This window comes from Amycolatopsis solani (assembly GCF_033441515.1).
In the GTDB taxonomy this organism is placed as follows: domain Bacteria; phylum Actinomycetota; class Actinomycetes; order Mycobacteriales; family Pseudonocardiaceae; genus Amycolatopsis; species Amycolatopsis solani.
Genome location: NZ_JAWQJT010000002.1, coordinates 1,820,641 through 1,841,139, shown reverse-complemented (window position 1 = coordinate 1,841,139; position 20,499 = coordinate 1,820,641). Strand labels below are relative to the sequence as shown.

The window sequence follows — 20,499 nt, the reverse complement described above, 5'->3', positions numbered from 1 at the left end:
GTTACCCGGGCGCGGACGGAACCTAACTAGGCGACGGAGGTGTAGTGGGAGGCGTCCCCTTCGAGCGACTCGCTCGCCCGGCCGTCGAGGCCCACCGGGACGTCGCCGGCCACCGTGACGCGGTTGAGGCGCCGGGGGAGGCCGTCGTAGTTGTCGATCGCGTAGTGCTGCGTGATCCGGTTGTCGAACAGCACCAGCTGGTTCGGCTCCCACGGCACCCGCACGACGTTCTCCGGCCGCGTCACGTAGGACTGCAGCAACCGCAGCAGGTCGCGCGATTCGTTCACCGAAAGCCCTTCGATCCGCTGGGCGAAGCCGCCGATGAACAGCCCGCGCTCGCCGGTCACCGGGTGCACCCGCACCACCGGGTGCACGGTCCGGTACTTGCGCGAGACGAACTGCGCGCGGCGCGCCTGCTCCTTGTCGTCCACCGTCTCCGGCGGCTGGACGTAGTCGTAGTCGTTGGTGTGCACCGCCCGCAGCGTGCCGGCGAACGCCCGCAGCGGTTCCGGCAGGTCGCGGTAGGCCGCCGCGGCGTTCGCGATCAGTGTTTCGCCGCCGTAGGGCGGCACTACGAGGCTGCGCAGCGTGCTCGCCCGGGGCGGGTTGAGCACGAAGGTGACGTCGGTGTGCCAGTGGTTGGCGCGGCCCTGCTCGCTGTCGACGGGCAGGATCGTCGGCGCGCCCTCGACGGCGGGCACCGTCGGGTGGGCCTTGGTGAGCTCGCCGAAGTGCGCGGCGAAGCGCTGCTGGCCCTCGTCGTCGAGCTCGACGCCCCGGAACACCAGCGCCTTGTGCTCGTGCAGCGCGTCGGTCAGGAAGGCGACCTGGGCCGCGTCGAGGTCGCCGGTGGGGTCGAAGCCGACGATCTCGGCGCCGATCCTCCCGGTGATCTTGCGGACGTCGGTGCTGATCGCGGTCATGCGGGCTCCTTGACTCGGTGGTGGGTGACGGGACGCGCGAGGCCGTAGTGCTCGCGCAGGGTGCGGCCGGAGTACTCGGTGCGGAAGAGCCCGCGCCGCTGCAGCTCCGGGACGACGAGGTCGACGAAGTCGTCGAGCCCGCCGGGCAGGGTGGGCGGCATGACGTTGAAGCCGTCGGCGGCGCCGCCGGTGAACCACGCCTCGAGCTCGTCGGCGACCTGGGCCGGCGTGCCGGCGAAGACACGGTGCCCGCGCCCGCCCGCCAGCCGCTCCAGCAGCTGCCGGATGGTCAGGTCTTCGCGCCGGGCCAGGCCGACGACCAGCTCGAACCGGCTCTGGCCGCCCTCGGTGAAGCTGCCGACCTCCGGCAGCGGGCCGTCCAGCGGGTAGCCGGTGACGTCGTGGTCGAGCATCTTCGACAGCTGCCGCAGCCCGTAGTCCGGCGTGATCAGCGCGTTCAGCTCGGCCTCCCGCTCGCGCGCCTCGGCTTCCGTGCGGCCGAGGATGGGCGAGATGCCGGGCAGGATCTTGAGCTCGTCCGGGCTGCGGCCGTACTTCGCGAGCCTGCCCTTGACGTCGTCGTAGAACGCCTTGCCTTCCGCGAAGGTCTGCTGCGCGGTGAAAACGGCTTCGGCGTGGCGGGCGGCGTACTCCTTGCCGGTCTCCGAGGACCCGGCCTGCACGAGCAGCGGGTGGCCCTGCGGCGGGCGCTCGATGTTGAGCGGCCCGTGCACCTGGAAGTGCGGGCCGTCGTGCTCGATCGCCCGGATGCGATCGGTGTCGGCGTAGATCCCGCTCGCGCGGTCGACGAGCGCGGCGTCGTCTTCCCAGCTGTCCCAGAGCTTCTTGACGACCTCGACGAACTCGTCGGCTCGTTCGTAGCGGGCCGCGTGCGACGGCCGCTTGGCCAGGTTGAAGTTGCGGGCCTCGTCGATCCCCGCCGAGGTGACGATGTTCCAGCCCGCGCGGCCGCCGGAGAGGTGGTCGAGCGAGGCGAACTTGCGGGCGAGGTGGTAGGGCTCGTTGTAGGTCGTGGACGCGGTCGCGATGAGTCCGATGTGGACCGTGCTCGCGGCGAGCGCGGACAGCAGCGTCAGCGGTTCGAAGTGGCTGTGGGAGTTGTGCTTCACGTTGCCCCAGAGGGCGACGCCGTCGGCGAGGAAGAGGGAATCGAGCTTGCCGCGCTCGGCCGTCCGCGCGATGTCGGCGTAGTGCTGCAGCGTCCGGGCCCGGACCGGGTCGGTCGAGGGGTGCCGCCACGCCGCTTCGTGGTGGCCGTTCGGCATCACGAACGCGTTGAGGTGCATCATGGGTTCTCCTTGGGACGCCAGGTCGAGAACCGTCGTTCGAGCACGACGAAGCCCTGGTTGACGAGCACGCCGAGCAGCGAGACCGCGATGATCCCGGCGTACATCTGGGGGATGAGGAAGTTCACCTGGGTGGTGTTGATCAGGTAGCCGAGCCCCGCCTTCGCGCCGACCATCTCGGCGGCCACCAGCACCAGGATCGAGTACGAGGCCGCCATCCGGATGCCGGTGAACACCGTCGGCACCGCCGACGGCAGGATCACCTTCCGGAACAGCCGCGGGCTCGACAACCCGAGCGAGCGGGCCGCCTTCACCAGCAGCGGGTCGACGGTGTGCACGCCGGCGATCGTGTTGAGCAGCACGGGCCACACGCAGGCGTAGACCACGAGGCTGACCTTGGACAGCTCGCCGATGCCCAGCAGCAGCGTGAACACCGGGAGCAGCGCCAGCGCGGCGGTGTTGCGGGCGAGTTCCAGCAGCGGCTGCAGGAACCGCGCGACCGGCCGGTACCAGCCGATCAGCAGCCCGAGCGGGACGGCGACGCCGACGGCGATCGCGAACCCGGCGGCCGACCGGCCGATGCTGGCCAGCAGGTGCTCGGCGAGCTGGCCGTCGAGGACCAGTTCCCAGAGCGCTCGCAGGTCTTCCGACAGCGGTGGCAGGAACGTGCGGGTGCTCTCGTCGAGGACGAACCGGGGGACGAGCTCCCAGAGCGCCGCGAACAGCACGACCGCGGCGGACGCGTGCACCGCCCGGGTGAGCTTCTTGGTGAGCCGGCGTGGTTCGGGCGGTGGCGCTGCCGGTCCGGTGTGGACGGCGGGGGCTTCGAGGGTGGTCGTCATCGCACCGCGCTCCGTTCGTGTTCGGCCGCCTTGCGGACTTCGTCGTGCAGCAGTTCCCAGAGCCGGTGGCGCTGCCGCCCGAACTCCGGGGCGGAGCGCACGTCACCGGTGCGGTCGCCGAGGTCGACGTCGACGACGGCCTTGAGCCGCCCGGGCCGCGAGGTGAGCACGGCGACCCGCTGTCCCAAGTAGACCGCCTCGTCGATGCCGTGGGTGATGAACACGATCGTCTTGCCGGTGCGGCGCCAGATCCGCAGCAGCTCCTCCTGCAGCTGCTCGCGGGTCTGCGCGTCGAGCGCGGCGAACGGCTCGTCCATCAGCAGCACCGCCGGGTCGTAGGCGAGGCTGCGGGCGATCGCGACGCGCTGCTTCATCCCGCCCGACAGCTCGTGCGGGTAGCGGTCCTCGAAGCCGGAAAGCCCGACCAGGTCGAGGAATTCGCGGGCCCGGTCCGCGCGCTGCCGCTTCCCGAGCGGGCCGCCTTCGAGGCCGAACTCGACGTTCGCGCGGGCGGTGCGCCACGGGAACAGCGCGTACTGCTGGAAGACGACGCCGCGGTCGAGGCCGGGGCCGCGCACCGGCTCGCCGTCGATGAGCACCTCGCCGGACGTCGGGGTGGTGAGCCCGCCGAGGAGGTCCAGCAGCGTCGACTTGCCCGACCCGCTGGGCCCGACGAGGGAGAGGAACGTGCCGTCGGCGATGTCGAGGGAGACGTCGTCGAGTGCGGTGAGCGCGCCGAAGGTCTTGGTCACCGCGCGGATGGCGATCACTTGCTCACCGCCGGAGCGCCGTCGCGGTAGGGGTTGAATTCGTTGGTGTAGAGCTTCGAGGTGTCGATCTTGTCGCCCTTGAGGTAGCCCTGCTGCTTCAGCCACGGCTCCCAGAGCGTGTAGTCCTGGTCGGAGATGAGCCCGCCACGGGTGAGGCCGGCGCTCTTCCAGTACTTCAGCGTTTCCGTGCTTTCGTTGCGGCCACGGGCTTTGACGATCTTGGTGAACCGGGCGATCACCTCTTCGCGGGGCGTGGTGCGTTCCCATTCGATGGCGCGGGCCACCGCCGAGACGAAGACCTTCGTGGTTTCCGGGTACTTCTTGATGAAGTCGGTGCGCAGCACGTACGGCCCTCCGTTGTAGGGCCCGAACGCCTGGACGTCGCTGAAGAGCGCGCGGACGCCGCCGGTGGCGAGGGCGTGGTCCTGCAGGATGCCCTGCAGCGCGGCGACGTCGAGCTGGCCGTTGCGCAGCGCCTGCTCGGCGTTGACCGGCGGGATGACGACCAGCTGGACCTGCTTGATCTCGTCGTCCGAGAGGCCCTGGCCCCTCAGCCACGTGTCGAGTGCGGCTTCGAGGTTCGCCCCGGCGGTGTTGACGCCGACCTTCTTGCCGATCAGGTCGCGGGCGGTCCGGATCGGACTGTCCTCTTTGGTGTAGAACCCGATGAACGCCTTGGCGTCGGAGCCGTAGTAGTTGACGACCGCCTTGACCGGCGCCCCGGCCTCGACGAGCTTGACGACCGCGCCGGTGAAGGCGCCGCCGAAGTCGGTCTGGTCGGTGGCCGCGGACTGGATGTCCTGCGGGCCGCTGATCGTGTTGCCGACCCACTTCAGTTTGACCGGGCCGAAGTAGCCCAGGTCTTCGGCGAGTTCGGGCAGGCTCACGGAATTGGCGTTGCCCTGGTAGCGCAGTTCCAGCTTCTCGGGTTGCCCGGGCGCACCGGTGGCCGTCGCCGAAGCGCAGCCGGCGAGCAGCGCGGCGGCGAAGGCGAGCAGGGGCAGGGTTTTCTTCACGGTGGTTTCGTCCGTTCCGGGAGTCGGCGGGGTTGGGGCAATTGTCGGCAGCCGCCGGCCGGAGGGTCAATTTTGCGAGTTCGTGAAATAACTCGGGTGGTTCACGAAGCGTGGGAGAGTCCGGTGAGGAGCGGACCGAGCGGGTCTTCGTAGAGGAGGTCGAGCAGGACCGCACCGCCCGCGGTGGCCAGCTCGGTGCCCGGGAAGCTCGTGCCCACAACGGTTTCCGCGCTGTCAAGGCGGCGGGAGCGTTCGCCGACCTCGTCCCGGATGGCGGGAAGGCAGCCGGGCACGCCCGCTATGCTGCGGTCGACCACCACGAGCACGGCCGGGTTGAGGACGTCGAGCAGCAAGGCCGCCGCCTGCCCGATGAGCCGGGCGCGCTCGTGGAACATCCGCACCGCCGCGGAATCGCCTTCTCCGGCGAGCGCGAGCAATTCCGGGAAATCCGGGCGCGCGATCAACCCGCTTTCCGCGGCCCTGCGCGCGAGGGTCGCTTCCGAAACGGTGGCTTCGAGGCAGCCGCTGCGCCCGCACCGGCACGCTTCGGCGCTGCCGTCGACCGGCAGGTGCGCGACCGCCCCCGCGGCCGAGCGCGGCCCGTGGTGCACGGTGCCGCCGGTGGCGAACGCCGCGTCGACGACGTTGCCGGTGAACAGCTGCACGACGCTGTCCCGCGCCCGCGGGTGCCCGAAGAGCTGTTCGGCGTGCACCAGGGAACGCGCGTGCCCGTCGACCGCGACGGTGAGTCCGGTCGACGCGGCGAGCAGGTCGCGCACCGGGACGTCCCGCCACCCCAGCAGCGGGTGTTCGACCACCGTCCCGGACGCGCGGTCGACCCAGCCCCCGGTGGCCACCCCGAGCCCGAGCGGCTCGCGGTCCGGGGCGTACCCGAGCAGGAGGTCGTCGAGGATCTCGGCGGCCCGCGCGAGCAGGTCCTCGGCGGCCAGCCCGTCGTGCGGTTCTTCGTGCTGCACCAGGACGTTCCCGCGCACGTCGAGCAGCGCGACGGTGGCGTGGTGCACGGCGAGGTGCAGCGCACCGGCGACGTGCCGCCCGGTATCGAGGTCGACGGGCACGTGCGGCCGCCCGACGCGCTTTTCGGTTTCCGGCAGCTCCCGCAGCAGACCGCGCTGGAGCAGTTCGGCACTGTGCCCACTGACAGCGGCGGCGGACAACCCGGTCCGGCGCGCGATGGTGCTGCGCGCGATCGGCCCCCCGTCGAGCACGGCCCGCAGGACGGCACTGGCACTGGCGGTGCGCCGGGCGCCGCGCGCGTCCGTCCTCTGTGGAGCGTCGGCCCGGGCCGTCATGGCCTGATGGTGGCAGACACCGGGGTGGCGGCCCAGCCTGCCCAGGATGTGGATGGCGGCCCGAGTTCTCGTTCGGATCGTGCTTGGCCGGTGCGCCGACGTCTTGAATGAGTCATTCAGGACACCGGCGACCGACAGCCCCGCGGGCCTGCGAGCGGCGGGGCGGCAGAACCGGGGTGGCGACCGGCGTGCCCAGGATGTGGATGGCGGCGGAGGTCTTGTTCGAGGATCGCGCGTGGGTCAGTGCGCCTGCGGGGTCTCGGCGGCGGAGCGCGGGGCCGCCTCCGGGGCATCGGGCGCCGGGATGTCTTGAATGAGTCATTCAGGTCCTCCGGCGTCTCGAATGAGTCATTCAAGACGCCGGCGACCGACGGCCCCACGGGCGGCGAGCGGCGGGGTGACAGACCCCGGGGTGGCGGCCCAGCCTGCCCAGGATGTGGGTATTGACGCATACCCATATCGGCATATGATGACTCCCGTGGCAAGAGCAGCGACGACCACCGACACCTTCAACGCCGTCGCCGAACCGCGGCGGCGGCAGATCCTCGACGTCCTCCGTGACGGCGAGCGTTCCGTCGGCGACCTCGTCGACCTGCTGGGCCTGGCGCAGCCGCAGGTGTCGAAGCACCTGCGGGTGCTGCGGGAGGTGGGCGCGGTCGACGTGCGCGGTGACGGCCGCCAGCGGCTTTACCGGCTGAACGGGCCCGCGCTCAAGCCGATCCACGACTGGGTCCGGCAGTACGAGCGGACGTGGGCGGAGCGGTTCGGCCTGATGGACGACGTCCTCGAAGAACTCAAGGAACAGGAGCACTGACGTGGAGATCACCCTGCCGGCCGACGACCAGATCCTCATCACGCGCGAGTTCGACGCGCCCAAGCACCTCGTCTACCGCGTGTGGACCACGCCCGAGCTGGTGCGCCGCTGGTGGAGCGGCCACCGCGGGACCACCACCGAAGTCGAGCTGGACCTGCGGCCCGGCGGCCGCTGGCGCTATGTGCTGAAGACCGATGACGGGGCCGAGGTCGGCTTCCACGGCGAATACCGCGAGATCGTGCCCGACGAGCGGATCGTCTACACCGAGGTGTTCGAACTGCCGGGCGTGCCGCTCGACTCGGTGGACGGGCCGCTCAACACCGTCACCTTCACCGCCCTCGACGGCGACCGGACGCTCCTGCGGCTGCTGACCGTGACCGGCAGCAAGGAACTGCGCGACACGATCTACGAGTCCGGCATGGAGGTCGGTGTCCAGGAACAGATGGTGATCATCCAGGAGCTGGCCGACTCCCTGCGTTAGCGGCCCGCAGGAACCGCTCGCCCGTCTTCGCCAGTTCCGCGGCGAGTTCCGGCGCGTCGAGCACCTCGAAGTCCACTTCGAGCATTCCCAGGTACAGCCCGAGCGTCTGCGCGTTGTCCGACCCGACCTCGGCGACGCAGTGGTCCGGCCCGTCCGGCGTCACGTCGACGGCGATCGGCAGCCGGGCGCGGACGTGCTCCGCCGGCGCGTGCAGCCGGACCCGGGCGTGGAAACGCCAGGTCGCCGCGCCCGCGCTGCGCTGGACGAACTGCGCGACGTCGCCCTCCGGCGGGTCGCGCGGGGCGAAGCGCGGGCCGTTCGGCACCTTCGGCGTCATGCGGTCGACGCGGAACGTGCGCCAGTCGTCGCGGGCGGTGTCCCAGGCGACGAGGTACCAGCGCCGTCCCCAGCTGACCAGCCGGTGCGGCTCGACGTCGCGGCGGCTCGCCTCGCGGTGGTGGCTCGTGTAGTCGAAGCGCAGCCGTTCGCTCGCCCGGATCGCCGCCGAGATCGCGGTCAGCACGCCGGCGTCGACGGCCGGGCCGGCGCCGGGCACCGCGACGGTCGCGGCCTGCAGGGCCTGGACCCGGTGCCGCAGCCGGGACGGCAGGACCTGTTCGAGCTTGGCGAGCGCGCGCACCGACGTCTCGGCGATGCCGGACACGCCCGTCGCCGTCCGGAGACCGACCGCGACGGCGACGGCTTCGTCGTCGTCCAGGAGCAGCGGTGGCAGGTGCGCGCCGGCGCCGAGCCGGTAACCGCCCTGGACGCCGGGCGCGGCCTCGACCGGGTAGCCGAGCTCGCGCAGCTTGCCGACGTCGGTGCGGACGGTGCGCGTGGTGACGCCCAGCCGCTCGGCGAGGTCGGCGCCGGTCCAGTCGCGCCGCGTTTCGAGCAGCGAGAGCAGCCGGAGCAGGCGGGCGGAGGTCTGCAACATCTTTCGAGCTTCCCACGAATCGCGGAAGGAAGTCTTCCGCAATGGCTTCTAGCGTCCTTCCCATGACGAACGAAATCCGCCCCTTCCGCATCGAGATCCCGCAGCCCGACCTGGACGACCTGCACCGACGGCTCGCCGCCGCCCGCTTCGCCGACGTCGTGCCCGGCGACGAGCCGGACTGGTCCCGCGGCATGCCCACCGAAGCCGTCCGCGAGCTGGCCGAGTACTGGCGCGACGGGTTCGACTGGCGGGCGCGGGAAGCGGCGCTCAACGCGTTCCCGCAGTTCACGACCGAGATCGACGGGCAGACCATCCACTTCCTGCACGTCCGGTCGCCGCGCGCCGACGCCGTGCCGCTGCTGCTCACCCACGGCTACCCCAGCTCGATCGCCGAATTCCTCGACGTCGTCGGCCCGCTCGCCGCGGACGGCCCGGACGCCTTCCACGTCGTCGTCCCGTCCCTGCCCGGCTTCGGGTTCTCGACGCCGCTGAGCGGACCGGGCTGGGAGCTGGCCCGGACGACGGACGCGTTCGCGGAGTTGATGACGCGCCTGGGCTACGACCGGTTCGCCGCGCAGGGTGGCGACATCGGCGCGGGCGTCACCGGGCGGCTCGCTTCGCTCTACCCGGAGCGCGTCATCGGCACGCACGTCAACAGCGACCGCGGGACGATCGCGCTGGCGGGGGAGCAGCTTCCCTTGCCGGAGAACCTGTCGCCGGCCGAACAGTCCGAATGGGACACCGCGCGCGAGGTGTGGAAAGCCGGCCGCGGCTACCTGGATCTCCAGTCGCACAAGCCCGAAACGATCGCGGCCGCGCTCACCGACTCCCCGGTCGGGCAGCTGGCTTGGATCGCGGAGAAGTTCCAGGCGTGGACCGGCGACGGCGTCGACCGCGACCGGCTGCTGACGAACGTGAGCCTCTACTGGTTCACCCGCAGCGGCGCGACCGCGGCCCGGTTCCTGTACGAGGCCGCGCATTCCGCGCACGGCTGGCTGGCGCCGTCGGACGTCCCGGCCGGCTGGGCGGTGTTCGACGCCTCGCCGGTGGTCCGGCGGATCATGGACCCGGAAGAAAAGATCGCGCACTGGTCGGAGTTCGCCACGGGTGGGCACTTCGCCGCGCTGGAGGAACCGGAGCTGCTCGTGGCCGACGTCCGCGCGTTCTTCCGGGGGCTGCGCCCGTGAACGTCCGCGCCCTCAACCGCGCGCTGCTCGCGAGGCAGCACCTGCTGGCCCGCGCCGAACTCCCGGCGGCCGCGATGCTCGGGCACCTGACCGGGATGCAGGCGCAGGCACCGCTGGCGCCGTACGTCGGGTTGTGGACGCGGCTCGCCGGGTTCCGGCCCGGCGAGCTGGCGTCGCTCCTCACCCGGCGGGAAGCGGTGCGCGGGCTGCTGATGCGGGGAACGGTCCACCTGGTCCTCGCCGAGGACGCCCGCACGCTGCGGCCGCTGGTCCAGCCGGTCGTGGCGGGCGGGTACACCGGGCACTTCGGGCGCCGGATCGGCGACGCCGACCTCGGCGCGGTGGCGCGGTTCGGCCGCCGGCTGCTGGACGAACAGCCGCGAACCCGGCGGCAGCTGCAGGACGCGCTGGCCGCGCGGCGGCCGGAGCAGGACGCCGAAGCGCTCTCGTATGCGGTGAGCTACCTCGTGCCGACGGCGCAGGTGACGCCCCGCGGGGTGTGGGGCGCGACCGGCCCCGCGACGCTCACGACGTTGGACGGCTGGCTCGGCCGCCCGCTGGGCGGCCCGGCCGTCGATCGAAGACGTGGTGCGGCGGTACCTGCGTGCGTTCGGCCCGGCTTCGGTCGCGGATGTGCAGGCGTGGTCGGGACTGACGAAGCTGCGGGAGGTCGTGGCGCGGATGGCGCTGCGGACGTTCCGCGCGGAGTCCGGCGAGCTGCTGTACGACGTCGAGGACGGTCTGCTGCCGGACGAGGACGTCCCGGCGCCGGTGCGGTTCCTACCGGAGTACGACAACGTCCTGCTCTCCCACGCCGACCGGTCCCGGGTGCTGCCGCCGGGCCGGCGGGTGCCGCTCCCGCCGGGCAACGGCGCGTCGCGGGGAACGCTGCTGGTGGACGGCTTCTACCGGGCGGACTGGCGCGTGCACGACGGCGCCCTGCACGTCACCGAGCACGACCGGCTCACCCCGCGCGAGCGCACGGAGGTCATGGAAGAGGGCGAGCGGCTGCTGGAGTTCCTCGGCGCCGGTGCCGGAGGAGTACGGCGGCGTCGTCCGGGTACCCGCTGGTCAGGAGGTGTCCGATGAGCAAGGACTTCAAGAAGGGTGACCGCGTCCGCTGGGACGCGGGCAACCAGAGTTCGGTCGGGACGGTCGAGGAGAAGATCACCGGGAACACCCATGCGGGCAAGCGCGAGGTGAAGGCGTCGCCGGACGAGCCGCAGTACCTCGTGCGGAGCGAGAAGTCCGGGAAGACCGCCGTGCACCACCCGGACAAGCTGCACCGGGCCTAGAGCGCCGCCTTGACCTTGGCCGCGACCTCGGTCAGCTCCTCGCGGCTGCGCACCCGCCAGTCGGCGTTCATGACGAAGCCGTCGCCGGCGTGGCGGGGGATCACGTGCAGGTGGACGTGGGGGATCTCCTGGCCCGCGGCCGAACCGTCGGCGAGGAAGAGGTTGATGCCCTCGCACGGGAGGTCGGTCCGGCGCAGGGCCGCGGCCAGCGTCTGCGCGACGGCGAACATCCGGCTCCCGGTCTCGGACGGCAGCGAAGCCAGATCCGCGTGGTGCGCGCGGGGGAGGACGAGCAGGTGGCCGGTGGTGACCGGGCGCAGGTCGACGATCGCGGCGAAGTCGTCGTCCTCGTGCACGAACGCCGCCGGCGCGCGGCCGGTGGCGATGGCGCAGAAGATGCATTCGCCGCCGTCGGTGGTCGCCGGCATGCGCTTGAGTTCAGCCATGGGGGTGACCCTATCCGGGTGATCATCAGGCTGTCAGGTGCTTCGCCGCCCACTCGGCGAACGACGTCAGCGGAACGCCGAGGGCGCGGGCGAACTCGGGCCGGGCGGGGTGGCCGACCTCGTTCTGCCACTCGTGCCGCACGGCGAACGCGGGCGCCCCGGCGGCCACGGCTTCGGCCGCGGTCAGGTCCGGCGCGGTCAGTTCGGTACCCAGCGCGCGCGACAGGATCGCGGCCACCTCGGTCATGGTCATGCGCTCGCTCGCCAGTTCCAGTTCGACGCGGTGGAAGCGCGCCGGGTCGGCGAACGCCGCGGCCGCCGCGGCACCGATGTCGGCCACCGCGACGAGCGCGAGTTCGGTGGCCGGCTTGATGGTCGTGACGAGCCGCCCGTGGGGCAGCAGGAACGACGGCGGCAGGAAGTTCTCCATGAAGAACCCCGGCTTGAGCAGCGTCCAGTGCGCGAACCCGGCGTCGCGGACGCGGTCCTGCAGCGCGGTCTTCGTCTCGAGGTAGTGCTCCATCGACGTCCAGCGGCCTTCGTTCCAGCCCGGCACGGACCGGTGCTGCCCGGCGCCGGAAACCGACGTGTGCACGAACTGCGGCACGCCCGCCTCGCGCGCGGCGTCGATCAGGTTGCGGCCCTGGACCCACTCGGAGTCGCCGTCGAGGTCGCTCAGGTCTGGCATCTGCACGGAGAACACGCCTCGGACGCCCCGCACGGCGGGCCGGAGCGATTCGGGGTCGTAGAGGTCGCCGACGACGAGTTCGGCGCCGAGTTCGCGGACGGCCTGGGCGCGGGCGGGGTCGCGCACGAGCGCCCGCACGGGGATGCCCGCCTTCAGGAGGGCGCGGGCGGTGGCGCCGCCTTGCTTGCCGGTGGCGCCGGTGACGAGGACTGGGGACACGGGGAACTCCTCCGAACCTTAAGTGGCGGGGCCCACCACTTCGTGCTCGCTACACTAGCCATCAAGTGGCGGCCCCCGCCACTTACGTCCAGGAGGTGGTCCGTGCCGCGGTCCGACGCCCGCCGCAACTACGCGCGCATCCTCGAAGTCGCCGAGGCCGAGGTCGCCGCGCACGGCGCGGACGCGTCCCTGGAGCAGATCGCCCGCACCGCGGGAGTGGGCTCGGCGACGGTCCGCCGCCACTTCCCGACCCGCCGCGCGCTGCTGGACGCGGTCTTCCGCGGCCAGATCGACGCGCTGACGGCCCGTGCGGGCGAGCTGGCCGGATCCCCGGACCCCCGGGCCGCGCTGCTCGACTGGCTCACGGCGCTGACGACGTACGCGGCGACCGCCCGCGGCCTGGCCACGGCCCTGGTCCGCGACTCCTCGGCGGCGCACGCCTGCTCGGCGACGATGACGGCGGCCGGCGATCCACTGGTGCGCCGCGCGGCGGAGGCGGGGGTGGTCGGCGCGGAGGTGACGACGGCGGACCTGATCGCGCTGGTGACCGGAATCGTGCTGGCCACGGAGAACGACCCCGACCCGGCGGGCGAGGCACAGCGGTTGCTGGGGCTGGCGGTGCGGGGGATCAGCCCGGGTCGCTGAATGCCGTGAAGGACCCCTTCACGGCAGGTGGTGCGCTGAGGGGCCGGCGAAGGTGTGCTCGCCCACCGCCGCCTCCCGGGTCCGGACGTAGTGAATGACTCATTCATGTCGTCCGACGACGTGAATGAGTCATTCACGGCACCAGCGGAGCGGCGCGCGCAGCCCCAACGGCGCGAAGCGGTCAGCCCGGATCGCCCAGCCAGTGGTGCAGCGCCCACCAAGACCGCACCGAGTCCAACACCCGCCCGCCGCTGTTCTCCGTCAAGGTCAGCGGGGTCAGCTCCGCCAGCCGGTCCAGCCGGTAGCGGACCGTGTTCGGGTGCAGGTGCAGGGCTTCCGCCGTCGTTCGGAGGCGCTGGCCGTGGTCGAGGTACGCCAGTGCCGTCGCCGCCAGCTCGTGGTGGAACGGGTTCGCCGGGTCCAGTGACCCGAGCAGCGACGTCGTCAGCAACTCCGCGAGCAACGGCTGCGCGGCCAGCGCCAGACCGCCCGCCAACGCCGTGAGGTCGTGGCGGCCGGGGCCGGCCACGCGCGCCGCCGCCGTGCACAGGTCGTGGACTTCCCGCAGCTCGGACAGCGAAACCGCGGGCGCGACGACCAGCACCGCTCCGGCCGCCGGTTCGACCGGCGGCGTGCGGGGCGCCAAGCCGGTGAGCCTGCCCTCCACCAGGCCGTAGATCCCGCCGGACTCCAGCAGTGCCTGCTCCAGCGTGCGGGCCAGCGCCGGATCGCTGACGTCGGACACCACGCAGTGGTACCGGCCTTCGGGACGCAGTCCCGCTCGCCGGAGCTCTTCCGGCGACGGCGGGTTCCCCGCGAGCAGCAGCGTGCGCAGCAGCTGGGTCCGCGCGTCGCGCACGGTGCGCGAGCGCTGGAGCTCGGCCGCGTGGTAGCCCTTGACGATGTGGCGTTCCAGCGCGCCCGTGTAGCGCTCGGCGGCCAGGACCGTCTCGAGGATGACGTCGTCGGGCAGGCCCGCCGCCCGGCAGCGTTCGACCGCGACGCGGGCCGCGAGCGTGCGGCCCGCTTGGACCCCGCGCAGCAGGTCGGTGAGCGGGACGCCCTGCTCGGCGCGGTCGGCGCCGAGCTTCTCCGCCGTCGTGTAGTCGGCGGTGCCCGGGTTCGTCGTCGCGCGCAGTGCCGCGGACAGCAGGAACCGGACGTGGCGGCGGTTCTCGGCCTCCGGCAGCCGCGCGACGCCCGGTGACTCGGTGCGGGCGGCTCGCACCAGCTCGTCCAGCACGGTCTCGTCCGCGGCCATCGCGTCGAGCACCTGCCGGAGCAGCGGCAACGCCGGCACGGCACCTCCCGGAACCCCTTGTGCCTCGGCCACAACGCCGCACGCCCGATGTTGGCCGAGCGGCCCTACCGGAGCGGCTCCGGGGGCCGGTTATCGTGGCGATACCGGACAGTAACCTCTCTACCTCGCGAAAGCCATCGAAGTCCCCGCCGCACCTCTTCAGCGTCGAAAGGTGTTCCCAGTGCGCACTTCCCCGATCCGACGGCGGTCGTACCTCTCGCGCGCGGCGTACGCGCTTTCCGCGGCCGCCCTGCTCGCCGCCGGCGCCGCGGTGCCGGCGACCGGCGCCCCGGCGGCCCTGCGGGAGGTGATGTTCGTCGGCAACAACTGGGAAGGAACGGCGGACGTCATCCAGTCGCGGGACTCCTTCGCCCGCATCGGGCGCGTGAACATCATCCCGGACAAGGACGACCGGCTGCGGGAGATCTACCTCAACCCGATCAAGCTCGCGTTCTTCCTCGGCATCCGCAACGGCCCCGGCGAAGGCCACGACCAGTTCGTCGACGACATGTACACCACCCCGGACGGCGGATCGGTGGTGGCGTCGCGGCCCAGCTTCGCCGACGTCGTGTCGATCAACCTCACCACCGGCCGGATCAACTGGCGCTTCCCGGTGTCGGGCTTCCGCTCCGACCACATGGCCGTCTCGCCGGACGGCCGCCGCGTCGCGGTGTCCGCCTCGACGTCCAACACGGTGCACGTGCTGGACATCGGCACCGGGCAGCAGGTCGGCTCCTTCACCACCGGCGACAAGCCGCACGAGAACGTGTTCACCGGCGGCGGCCGGTACCTCTGGAACATGTCGATCGGCGAGGTCAACACCGACCTCGACGACCCGGCGTGGGACTTCACCAAGGGGGACCGGCGGATCACCGTCGTCGACGCCGCGACCTTCGGCCAGGTCAAGGTGATCGACATGCGGCAGCGCCTCGACGCCTTCGGGCGGCGGGACCTGTCCGACGCGGTGCGGCCGGTGGCGTTCACCCAGGACGAGTCGAAACTGTACTTCCAGGTCTCGTTCTTCAACGGCTTCCTGGAGTACGACGTCGCGACCGACAAGATCACCCGGCTCAAGGAACTGCCGAAGAACCCGGCCACCAGCGACGACCGCAAGACCTTCGTCAACGACTCGCGCCACCACGGCCTGTCGATGAGCCCGGCGGGGGACAAGCTCTGCGTCGCGGGCACCATGGACGACTACGCCACGGTCGTCGACCGCGCGACCCTGCAGCCGGGCACGCTGGTCCCGGCGGTGAAGCCGTACTGGGCCACGGTCAGCGGCGACGGCACCGCCTGCGTGATCTCCGAGGCCGGCGCCGACCAGGTCACCGCGATCGACTTCGCCACCGGGCGCAAGCGCGTCTCGGTCCCGGTGGGCGACCACCCGCAGCGGGTCCGGATCGGGCACGTGCCCGAAGGCTGGACCGGCCCGACCGCCTGACCCCGTCGTGAGTGGCAAGTCGGGTTAGAACCCGACTTGCCACTCACGACCCGCCCGGAGTGCCTGACTGGTTCGTCCGCGCGGACGGAGCACGCCGCCCGGCTTCGTCGTCCCGCACCAACGGCCGCGCCCGGAATCCTCCTAACGTCACCTCGATCGGCGACGACGAGGAGGCAGCGGGTGCGGACACTCTTGCGGGGCGGCCGGGTCGTCGACCCGGGCAGCGGGTTCGACGGCGTCGCCGACGTGCTCATCGACGGCAGCAAGGTCGAAGCCGTCGGCGCGCGGCTCGACGCGCCGGACGCCACCGAGGTCGACGTGACCGGGCTCGTCGTCGGGCCCGGGTTCGTCGACCTGCACAGCCACGTGCACTCGATCGCCGGGCAGCGACTGCAGGCCATGGACGGCGTGACCACCGCGCTCGACCTCGAAGCCGGGCTGATGCCCGTCGAGCGAGCCTACGCCGAGGCCGCCGCGGCCGGGCGGCCGCTGCACTACGGCTTCTCCGCCTCCTGGGGCGCGGCCCGCGCGCAGGTGCTCGCCGGCATCGAACCCGACGCGGACATCGGCGGCGGGCTGGCCGTGCTCGGGAACCCTCGGTGGCAGCGGAGTTCTTCCAAAGAGGAACTGGCCGCCTGGCTGTCCCTTTTGGACGCCGAGATCGCGAAGGGCGCGCTGGGCATCGGTGTCCTCATGGGGTACGCGCCCGCCACCGACCCCGGTGAGTTCCTCGCCGTCGCGCGCCTCGCCGCCAAGGCCGGGGTGCCGACCTACACCCACGTCCGCGAGCTGGTCGAGGTCGACCCGGCGATCCCGGTCGACGGCTCGGTCGAAATCGCCGTGGCGGCCGGGGAAACCGGGGCCGCCATGCACCACTGCCACGTCAACAGCACCTCCGGCCACCACGTCGACCGCGTCCTCGCCACCCTGGAGAACGCCCGCCGCGAAGGCTCCCGCGTCACCGTCGAGGCCTACCCGTACGGGGCAGGCAGCACCGCCGTCGGCGCCGCGTTCATCGAGCCGGACCGCTTGCGCCTCAAAGGACTCCGCCCCTCCAGCGTCGTGATCCTCGAGACGGGCGAGCGCGTCCGCGACGAAGCCCGCCTCCGGCAGATCCGCGCACAGGACCCGGGCGCGCCCTGCCTGCTGGAGTTCCTCGACGAAACCGATCCGCGCGACCGCGCCCTGCTGCACCAGGCCCTCGCCTTCCCCGACGCGATCGTCGCCAGCGACGCCATGCCGGTGTACTGGAAGGACGGCCGCGCCGAGAGCACCGAATGGCCGCTGCCGCCGGGTGGCACGACGCACCCGCGCACCGCCGGCACCTTCGCGAAGACCCTGCGGCTGATGGTCCGCGAAACCGGCGCCTGGAGCTGGCTCGAAGCCTTCCGCCGCTGCTCCTACCTGCCTTCGCGGCTCCTCGACGACGTCGCGCCCGCCGCCCGCGGCAAAGGCCACCTCGCGAAGGGCGCCGACGCCGATCTCGTCGTCCTCGACCCGGAGCGGATCACCGACGCCGCGACCTACACCGACCCCACCCGGCCCTCGACCGGCGTCCGGCACCTCTTCGTCGCCGGAGTCCGCGTGGTCGGCGAAGGGGAGCTCGACCCGGAAGCGCTTCCCGGGAAGCCGCTGCGGGGTGAGCCGAAGTGATCGAGGACATCGAGGCGCTGGTCCGCTGCGAATCCCCGTCGGAGGACCACGAAGCCGTCGCGCGCAGCGCCGAAGCCGTCGCCGCGGTCGGGCGCAGGCTGCTCGGGGTCGAGCCCGAACGGATCGTCACCGACGGCTGCACCCACCTGCGGTGGCGCTTCGGCGAACCGCGGGTCCTGCTGCTCGGGCACCACGACACCGTGTGGCCGCTGGGGTCCTTGGAGACTCACCCGTTCGAGGTCCGCGACGGCGTCCTGCGCGGGCCCGGCTGCTTCGATATGAAGGCCGGCGTCGTGATGGCCCTGCACGCCGCCGCGGCGCTGCCCGACCGCGACGGGCTCTCGATCCTCGTCACCGGCGACGAGGAGATCGGTTCGCCGCGGTCCCGGCCGCTGATCGAGGCCGAGGCCATGACCTGCGACGCGGTGTTCGTGCTCGAAGCCTCGGCCGACGGCGGGGCGCTGAAGACCCGCCGCAAAGGCGTTTCCCGGTACTGGGTCGAAGTCGAGGGCCGCGCCGCGCACGCCGGGCTCGAGCCGGAGAAGGGCGTCAACGCCGGGATCGAGGTCGCGCACCAGATCCTCGCGGTGGCCGCGCTCGCGGACGCGGAGAAGGGCACGACCGTCGTCCCGACCGCGCTCAGCGCCGGGACGACGACCAACACCGTGCCCGCCGCGGCGAGCGTCGCGGTCGACGCCCGCGTGTGGGACGCCGGGGAACAGGACCGCGTGGACCGCGCCATCCGGAGCCTGTCCCCGGTCGTCGACGGCTCGGGGATCCGGATCGGCGGCGGCATCAACCGGGCGCCGCTGGACGCGAAGGCGTCGGCGGAGCTGTTCGCGCTGGCGGACGAACTCGCCGCCGATCTCGGGTTCGGGCCGCTCGCCGAAGCGGCCGTCGGCGGGGCGTCGGACGGCAATTTCACCGCCGGGCTGGGCATTCCGACGCTCGACGGCCTCGGCGCGGTCGGCGGCGGTGCGCACGCCGACGACGAACACGTCCTCGTCGCGGAGCTGCCCCGCCGCACCGCGCTGGTCCGCAAGCTCGCCGAAACCGTGCTGGCGCGGGGAAGTTCGTCCGCGCCGACGAACGCGCGGGGTGAATCCGGTGCGGCGCCACGGTGACCGGCGGGCCGGGTCCGGAGAGGATCGTCAGCGTGACTGAAGTCGTGACGAACACAGCCCCGCCGCTGCGGGACGAGGCGGCCGCCGCCGCGGCCACCGCCGCCACGGCCTCGGGGGTCGCCGTCCGGACCCTGGCCGAGGTCGCCGACCTGGCCGCCGTGACCCGGCTCTTCGAGTCGATCTGGCGCCCCGAACCGGGAAACCCGCCGGTGACCGCCGAACTGCTGCGCGCCATGGTCTCGGCGGGCAACTACGTGGCCGGCGCCTTCGACGGGACCGAACTGCTCGGCGCCTGCTTCGGGTTCTTCGGCGGACCGGCGAAGGGAGGACTGCACAGCCACATCGCCGGTGTCGCCACGAGCGGGCACGGCCGCGGCATCGGCTTCGCGCTCAAGCTGCACCAGCGCGCGTGGGCGCTGCGCCAGGACGTCGGCGAGATCTCCTGGACGTTCGACCCGCTGGTGCGCCGCAACGCCCACTTCAACCTGACCAAGCTCGCCGCCCGCCCGGCGCACTACCTGCCCGACTTCTACGGCCCGATGCACGACGGCATCAACGGCGCCGGCGACACCGACCGGCTGCTGGCCGTCTGGAACCTGACGAGCGCGCCGGTGCGGGCGGCCGCGGGCGGGGTCCCGGACCGGGTGGACGCCACCGCGCTGCGGAAGCGGGGTGCCGCGGTGGCACTGGCCGCGGACGCCGCCGGGGCGCCGACGACCGGCCCCGCGGATGCGAACGTCCTGCTCGTCGCCGTGCCGCCGGACATCGAGGCGCTCCGGCGCAGCGACCCGGAGCTGGGCCGGGCGTGGCGGGTCGCGCTGCGGGACGTCCTGGGCGGCTTGATGGCCGGCGGGGCGTCGGTCACCGGATTCGATCGGACCGGCTGGTACGTGGTCGAGAAGGAGCACACGTCGTGAAACTCACCGGGGTGGAACTGCTGCGCGTCCGGATGCCGCTGGTGGCACCGTTCCGGACGTCGTTCGGCACGCAGGCCGAGCGCGAACTCCTGCTCCTGCGCGCGGTGACGGCCGACGGCGAGGGCTGGGGCGAGTGCGGCGCGATGGTCGACCCGCTCTACTCCTCGGAGTACGTCGACGGCGTCGAGCACGTGCTGCGCACCTTCCTCGTGCCCGCCCTGCTCGCCGCCGAGAACCTGACGGCGAACGAGGTCGCGCCACTGCTGGCGAAGTTCAAGGGCCACCGGATGGCCAAGGCCGCGCTGGAAATGGCGGTCCTCGACGCCGAACTGCGCGCCCACGGCCTGTCCTTCGGCACCGCCCTCGGGTCCACCCGGGACTCCGTGCCGTGCGGGGTGTCCGTCGGCATCATGGACACGATCCCGAAGCTGCTGGACGTCGTCGCCGGCTACCTCGACGACGGGTACGTCCGGATCAAGCTCAAGATCGAGCCCGGCTGGGACGTCGAGCCGGTCCGCGCGGTCCGCGAACGCTTCGGGGACATCCTGCTCCAGGTCGACGCGAACACCGCGTACACGCTGTCGGACGTGCCGCAGCTGCAACGGCTCGACCCGTTCGAGCTGCTGCTGATCGAGCAGCCGCTGGAAGAGGAGGACGTCCGCGGCCACGCCGAACTGGCGAAGCACATCCGGACGCCGATCTGCCTGGACGAGTCCGTCGTCTCCGCGCGGTCGGCCGCCGACGCGATCGCGCTCGGCGCCTGCCGGATCGTCAACATCAAGCCGAGCCGGGTCGGCGGCTACCTCGAAGCGCGGCGGGTGCACGACGTCTGCGCCGCGCACGGCGTCCCGGTCTGGTGCGGCGGGATGATCGAAACCGGGCTCGGCCGGGCCGCGAACGTCGCGCTGGCGTCGCTGCCCGGGTTCACGCTGCCGGGCGACACCTCGGCGTCGGACCGGTTCTACCGCACCGACATCACCGAGCCGTTCGTCCTGGAAGCGGGCGGCCGGCTGCCGGTGCCGTCCGGTCCCGGCCTCGGCGTCACGCCCATCCCGGAGCGGCTCGCCGAGGTGACGACGGCGAAGGCGTGGCTCACCCCGTAACCGCACCGGGCCGCACTTTCACGTGAAAGTGCGGCCCCCTGGTGGGCACTTTCACGTGAAAGTGCGCGCCGGTCGCCG

Annotated in this window: 21 protein-coding genes and 1 pseudogene; 12 read left to right on the top strand and 10 right to left on the bottom strand. The window is 72.4% G+C overall.

Annotated features, from left to right (window positions below; translation table 11 throughout):
• Positions 1-26: 26 nt before the first annotated feature.
• From SD460_RS28955 to SD460_RS28930, 6 genes are all read right to left on the bottom strand, one after another.
• Positions 27-923: a TauD/TfdA dioxygenase family protein gene (locus tag SD460_RS28955; protein ID WP_290056006.1), complete on the bottom strand. Its 897-nt coding sequence runs from the start codon at positions 921-923 to the stop codon at positions 27-29.
• The gene (locus tag SD460_RS28950) at positions 920-2,233 is read right to left on the bottom strand and encodes an LLM class flavin-dependent oxidoreductase (protein WP_290056005.1); all 1,314 of its coding nucleotides are present in this window, start codon (positions 2,231-2,233) and stop codon (positions 920-922) included. Before SD460_RS28950 ends, SD460_RS28955 begins: the two co-directional genes overlap by 4 nt.
• Entirely contained in the window at positions 2,230-3,072 is an 843-nt protein-coding gene (locus tag SD460_RS28945) for an ABC transporter permease (protein WP_290056004.1), read from the bottom strand. Before SD460_RS28945 ends, SD460_RS28950 begins: the two co-directional genes overlap by 4 nt.
• On the bottom strand, positions 3,069-3,842 hold the full coding sequence (locus SD460_RS28940) for an ABC transporter ATP-binding protein (RefSeq protein WP_290056003.1): 774 nt from the start codon (positions 3,840-3,842) through the stop codon (positions 3,069-3,071). The genes SD460_RS28945 and SD460_RS28940 overlap by 4 nt, the downstream gene beginning before the upstream one ends.
• Positions 3,839-4,858, bottom strand: a complete 1,020-nt coding sequence (locus SD460_RS28935) for an ABC transporter substrate-binding protein (RefSeq protein WP_290056002.1) — start codon at positions 4,856-4,858, stop codon at positions 3,839-3,841. Before SD460_RS28935 ends, SD460_RS28940 begins: the two co-directional genes overlap by 4 nt.
• A gap of 101 nt (positions 4,859-4,959) precedes the next feature.
• Positions 4,960-6,171 carry an ROK family transcriptional regulator gene (locus SD460_RS28930; protein ID WP_290056001.1) on the bottom strand — a complete coding sequence of 404 codons (1,212 nt, stop codon included), beginning with the start codon at positions 6,169-6,171 and terminating at the stop codon, positions 4,960-4,962.
• 478 nt (positions 6,172-6,649) lie between these two features.
• On the opposite strand from SD460_RS28930, the gene SD460_RS28925 reads away from it, so the two are divergent.
• Together SD460_RS28925 and SD460_RS28920 are read left to right on the top strand one after the other, a co-directional pair.
• Positions 6,650-6,985 (top strand): ArsR/SmtB family transcription factor, encoded by a 336-nt coding sequence (locus SD460_RS28925; RefSeq protein ID WP_290056000.1) that lies wholly within the window; start codon positions 6,650-6,652, stop codon positions 6,983-6,985.
• Position 6,986: 1 nt separating this feature from the next.
• Entirely contained in the window at positions 6,987-7,466 is a 480-nt protein-coding gene (locus SD460_RS28920) for an SRPBCC family protein (protein WP_290055999.1), read from the top strand.
• Here SD460_RS28920 and SD460_RS28915 read toward each other — a convergent pair.
• Positions 7,435-8,403 carry a helix-turn-helix transcriptional regulator gene (locus SD460_RS28915; RefSeq protein ID WP_318306998.1) on the bottom strand — a complete coding sequence of 323 codons (969 nt, stop codon included), beginning with the start codon at positions 8,401-8,403 and terminating at the stop codon, positions 7,435-7,437. The two genes, SD460_RS28920 and SD460_RS28915, sit on opposite strands and share 32 nt — an antisense overlap.
• Positions 8,404-8,465: 62 nt before the next feature.
• Here SD460_RS28915 and SD460_RS28910 point away from each other — a divergent pair, with 62 nt between their 5' ends.
• The 4 genes and pseudogenes from SD460_RS28910 to SD460_RS28900 all read left to right on the top strand — a co-directional run bounded on the left by SD460_RS28910 (position 8,466) and on the right by SD460_RS28900 (position 10,885).
• Entirely contained in the window at positions 8,466-9,590 is a 1,125-nt protein-coding gene (locus tag SD460_RS28910) for an epoxide hydrolase family protein (RefSeq protein WP_290055997.1), read from the top strand.
• Positions 9,591-9,664: 74 nt separating this feature from the next.
• Positions 9,665-10,144 (top strand): annotated as a pseudogene (locus tag SD460_RS47030) (DNA glycosylase AlkZ-like family protein); the annotation flags it as partial.
• Between the two features lie 31 nt (positions 10,145-10,175).
• Positions 10,176-10,679 (top strand): DNA glycosylase AlkZ-like family protein, encoded by a 504-nt coding sequence (locus SD460_RS47025; protein WP_318306997.1) that lies wholly within the window; start codon positions 10,176-10,178, stop codon positions 10,677-10,679.
• Positions 10,676-10,885, top strand: a complete 210-nt coding sequence (locus tag SD460_RS28900) for a hypervirulence associated TUDOR domain-containing protein (RefSeq protein ID WP_290055994.1) — start codon at positions 10,676-10,678, stop codon at positions 10,883-10,885. Before SD460_RS47025 ends, SD460_RS28900 begins: the two co-directional genes overlap by 4 nt.
• Here SD460_RS28900 and SD460_RS28895 read toward each other — a convergent pair.
• Positions 10,882-11,331 carry an HIT family protein gene (locus tag SD460_RS28895; protein WP_290055993.1) on the bottom strand — a complete coding sequence of 150 codons (450 nt, stop codon included), beginning with the start codon at positions 11,329-11,331 and terminating at the stop codon, positions 10,882-10,884. The genes SD460_RS28900 and SD460_RS28895 overlap by 4 nt on opposite strands.
• A gap of 25 nt (positions 11,332-11,356) precedes the next feature.
• Entirely contained in the window at positions 11,357-12,238 is an 882-nt protein-coding gene (locus SD460_RS28890) for an NmrA family NAD(P)-binding protein (protein ID WP_290055992.1), read from the bottom strand.
• A 102-nt stretch (positions 12,239-12,340) separates the two neighbouring features.
• Here SD460_RS28890 and SD460_RS28885 point away from each other — a divergent pair, with 102 nt between their 5' ends.
• Positions 12,341-12,883, top strand: coding sequence for a TetR/AcrR family transcriptional regulator (locus SD460_RS28885; protein ID WP_290055991.1), 543 nt, complete (start codon positions 12,341-12,343; stop codon positions 12,881-12,883).
• 181 nt (positions 12,884-13,064) lie between these two features.
• On the opposite strand, the gene SD460_RS28880 is transcribed toward SD460_RS28885, so the two are convergent.
• Positions 13,065-14,183: a helix-turn-helix domain-containing protein gene (locus tag SD460_RS28880; RefSeq protein ID WP_318306996.1), complete on the bottom strand. Its 1,119-nt coding sequence runs from the start codon at positions 14,181-14,183 to the stop codon at positions 13,065-13,067.
• A 181-nt stretch (positions 14,184-14,364) separates the two neighbouring features.
• Here SD460_RS28880 and SD460_RS28875 point away from each other — a divergent pair, with 181 nt between their 5' ends.
• The 5 genes from SD460_RS28875 (at position 14,365) to menC (ending at position 20,421) form a co-directional block, all read left to right on the top strand.
• Positions 14,365-15,624, top strand: a complete 1,260-nt coding sequence (locus tag SD460_RS28875; RefSeq protein ID WP_290055989.1) for a YncE family protein — start codon at positions 14,365-14,367, stop codon at positions 15,622-15,624.
• A 180-nt stretch (positions 15,625-15,804) separates the two neighbouring features.
• Positions 15,805-17,277: an amidohydrolase family protein gene (locus tag SD460_RS28870; protein WP_318306995.1), complete on the top strand. Its 1,473-nt coding sequence runs from the start codon at positions 15,805-15,807 to the stop codon at positions 17,275-17,277.
• Positions 17,274-18,401, top strand: coding sequence for a M20 family metallopeptidase (locus SD460_RS28865; RefSeq protein WP_290055987.1), 1,128 nt, complete (start codon positions 17,274-17,276; stop codon positions 18,399-18,401). The genes SD460_RS28870 and SD460_RS28865 overlap by 4 nt, the downstream gene beginning before the upstream one ends.
• 32 nt (positions 18,402-18,433) lie before the next feature.
• Entirely contained in the window at positions 18,434-19,318 is an 885-nt protein-coding gene (locus tag SD460_RS28860) for a GNAT family N-acetyltransferase (RefSeq protein ID WP_318306994.1), read from the top strand.
• Positions 19,315-20,421, top strand: coding sequence for an o-succinylbenzoate synthase (menC, locus tag SD460_RS28855; RefSeq protein ID WP_290055985.1), 1,107 nt, complete (start codon positions 19,315-19,317; stop codon positions 20,419-20,421). The genes SD460_RS28860 and menC overlap by 4 nt, the downstream gene beginning before the upstream one ends.
• The last annotated feature ends 78 nt before the right edge of the window (positions 20,422-20,499 follow it).

What these genes read in the sequence shown, in the direction of transcription:
- SD460_RS28955 (WP_290056006.1), bottom strand. Translation starts at nt 923, where the DNA reads ATGACCGCGATCAGCACCGACGTCCGCAAGATCACCGGGAGGATCGGC.
- SD460_RS28950 (WP_290056005.1), bottom strand. Translation starts at nt 2,233, where the DNA reads ATGATGCACCTCAACGCGTTCGTGATGCCGAACGGCCACCACGAAGCG.
- SD460_RS28945 (WP_290056004.1), bottom strand. Translation starts at nt 3,072, where the DNA reads ATGACGACCACCCTCGAAGCCCCCGCCGTCCACACCGGACCGGCAGCG.
- SD460_RS28930 (WP_290056001.1), bottom strand. Translation starts at nt 6,171, where the DNA reads ATGACGGCCCGGGCCGACGCTCCACAGAGGACGGACGCGCGCGGCGCC.
- SD460_RS28915 (WP_318306998.1), bottom strand. Translation starts at nt 8,403, where the DNA reads ATGTTGCAGACCTCCGCCCGCCTGCTCCGGCTGCTCTCGCTGCTCGAA.
- SD460_RS28910 (WP_290055997.1), top strand. Translation starts at nt 8,466, where the DNA reads ATGACGAACGAAATCCGCCCCTTCCGCATCGAGATCCCGCAGCCCGAC.
- SD460_RS28900 (WP_290055994.1), top strand. Translation starts at nt 10,676, where the DNA reads ATGAGCAAGGACTTCAAGAAGGGTGACCGCGTCCGCTGGGACGCGGGC.
- SD460_RS28895 (WP_290055993.1), bottom strand. Translation starts at nt 11,331, where the DNA reads ATGGCTGAACTCAAGCGCATGCCGGCGACCACCGACGGCGGCGAATGC.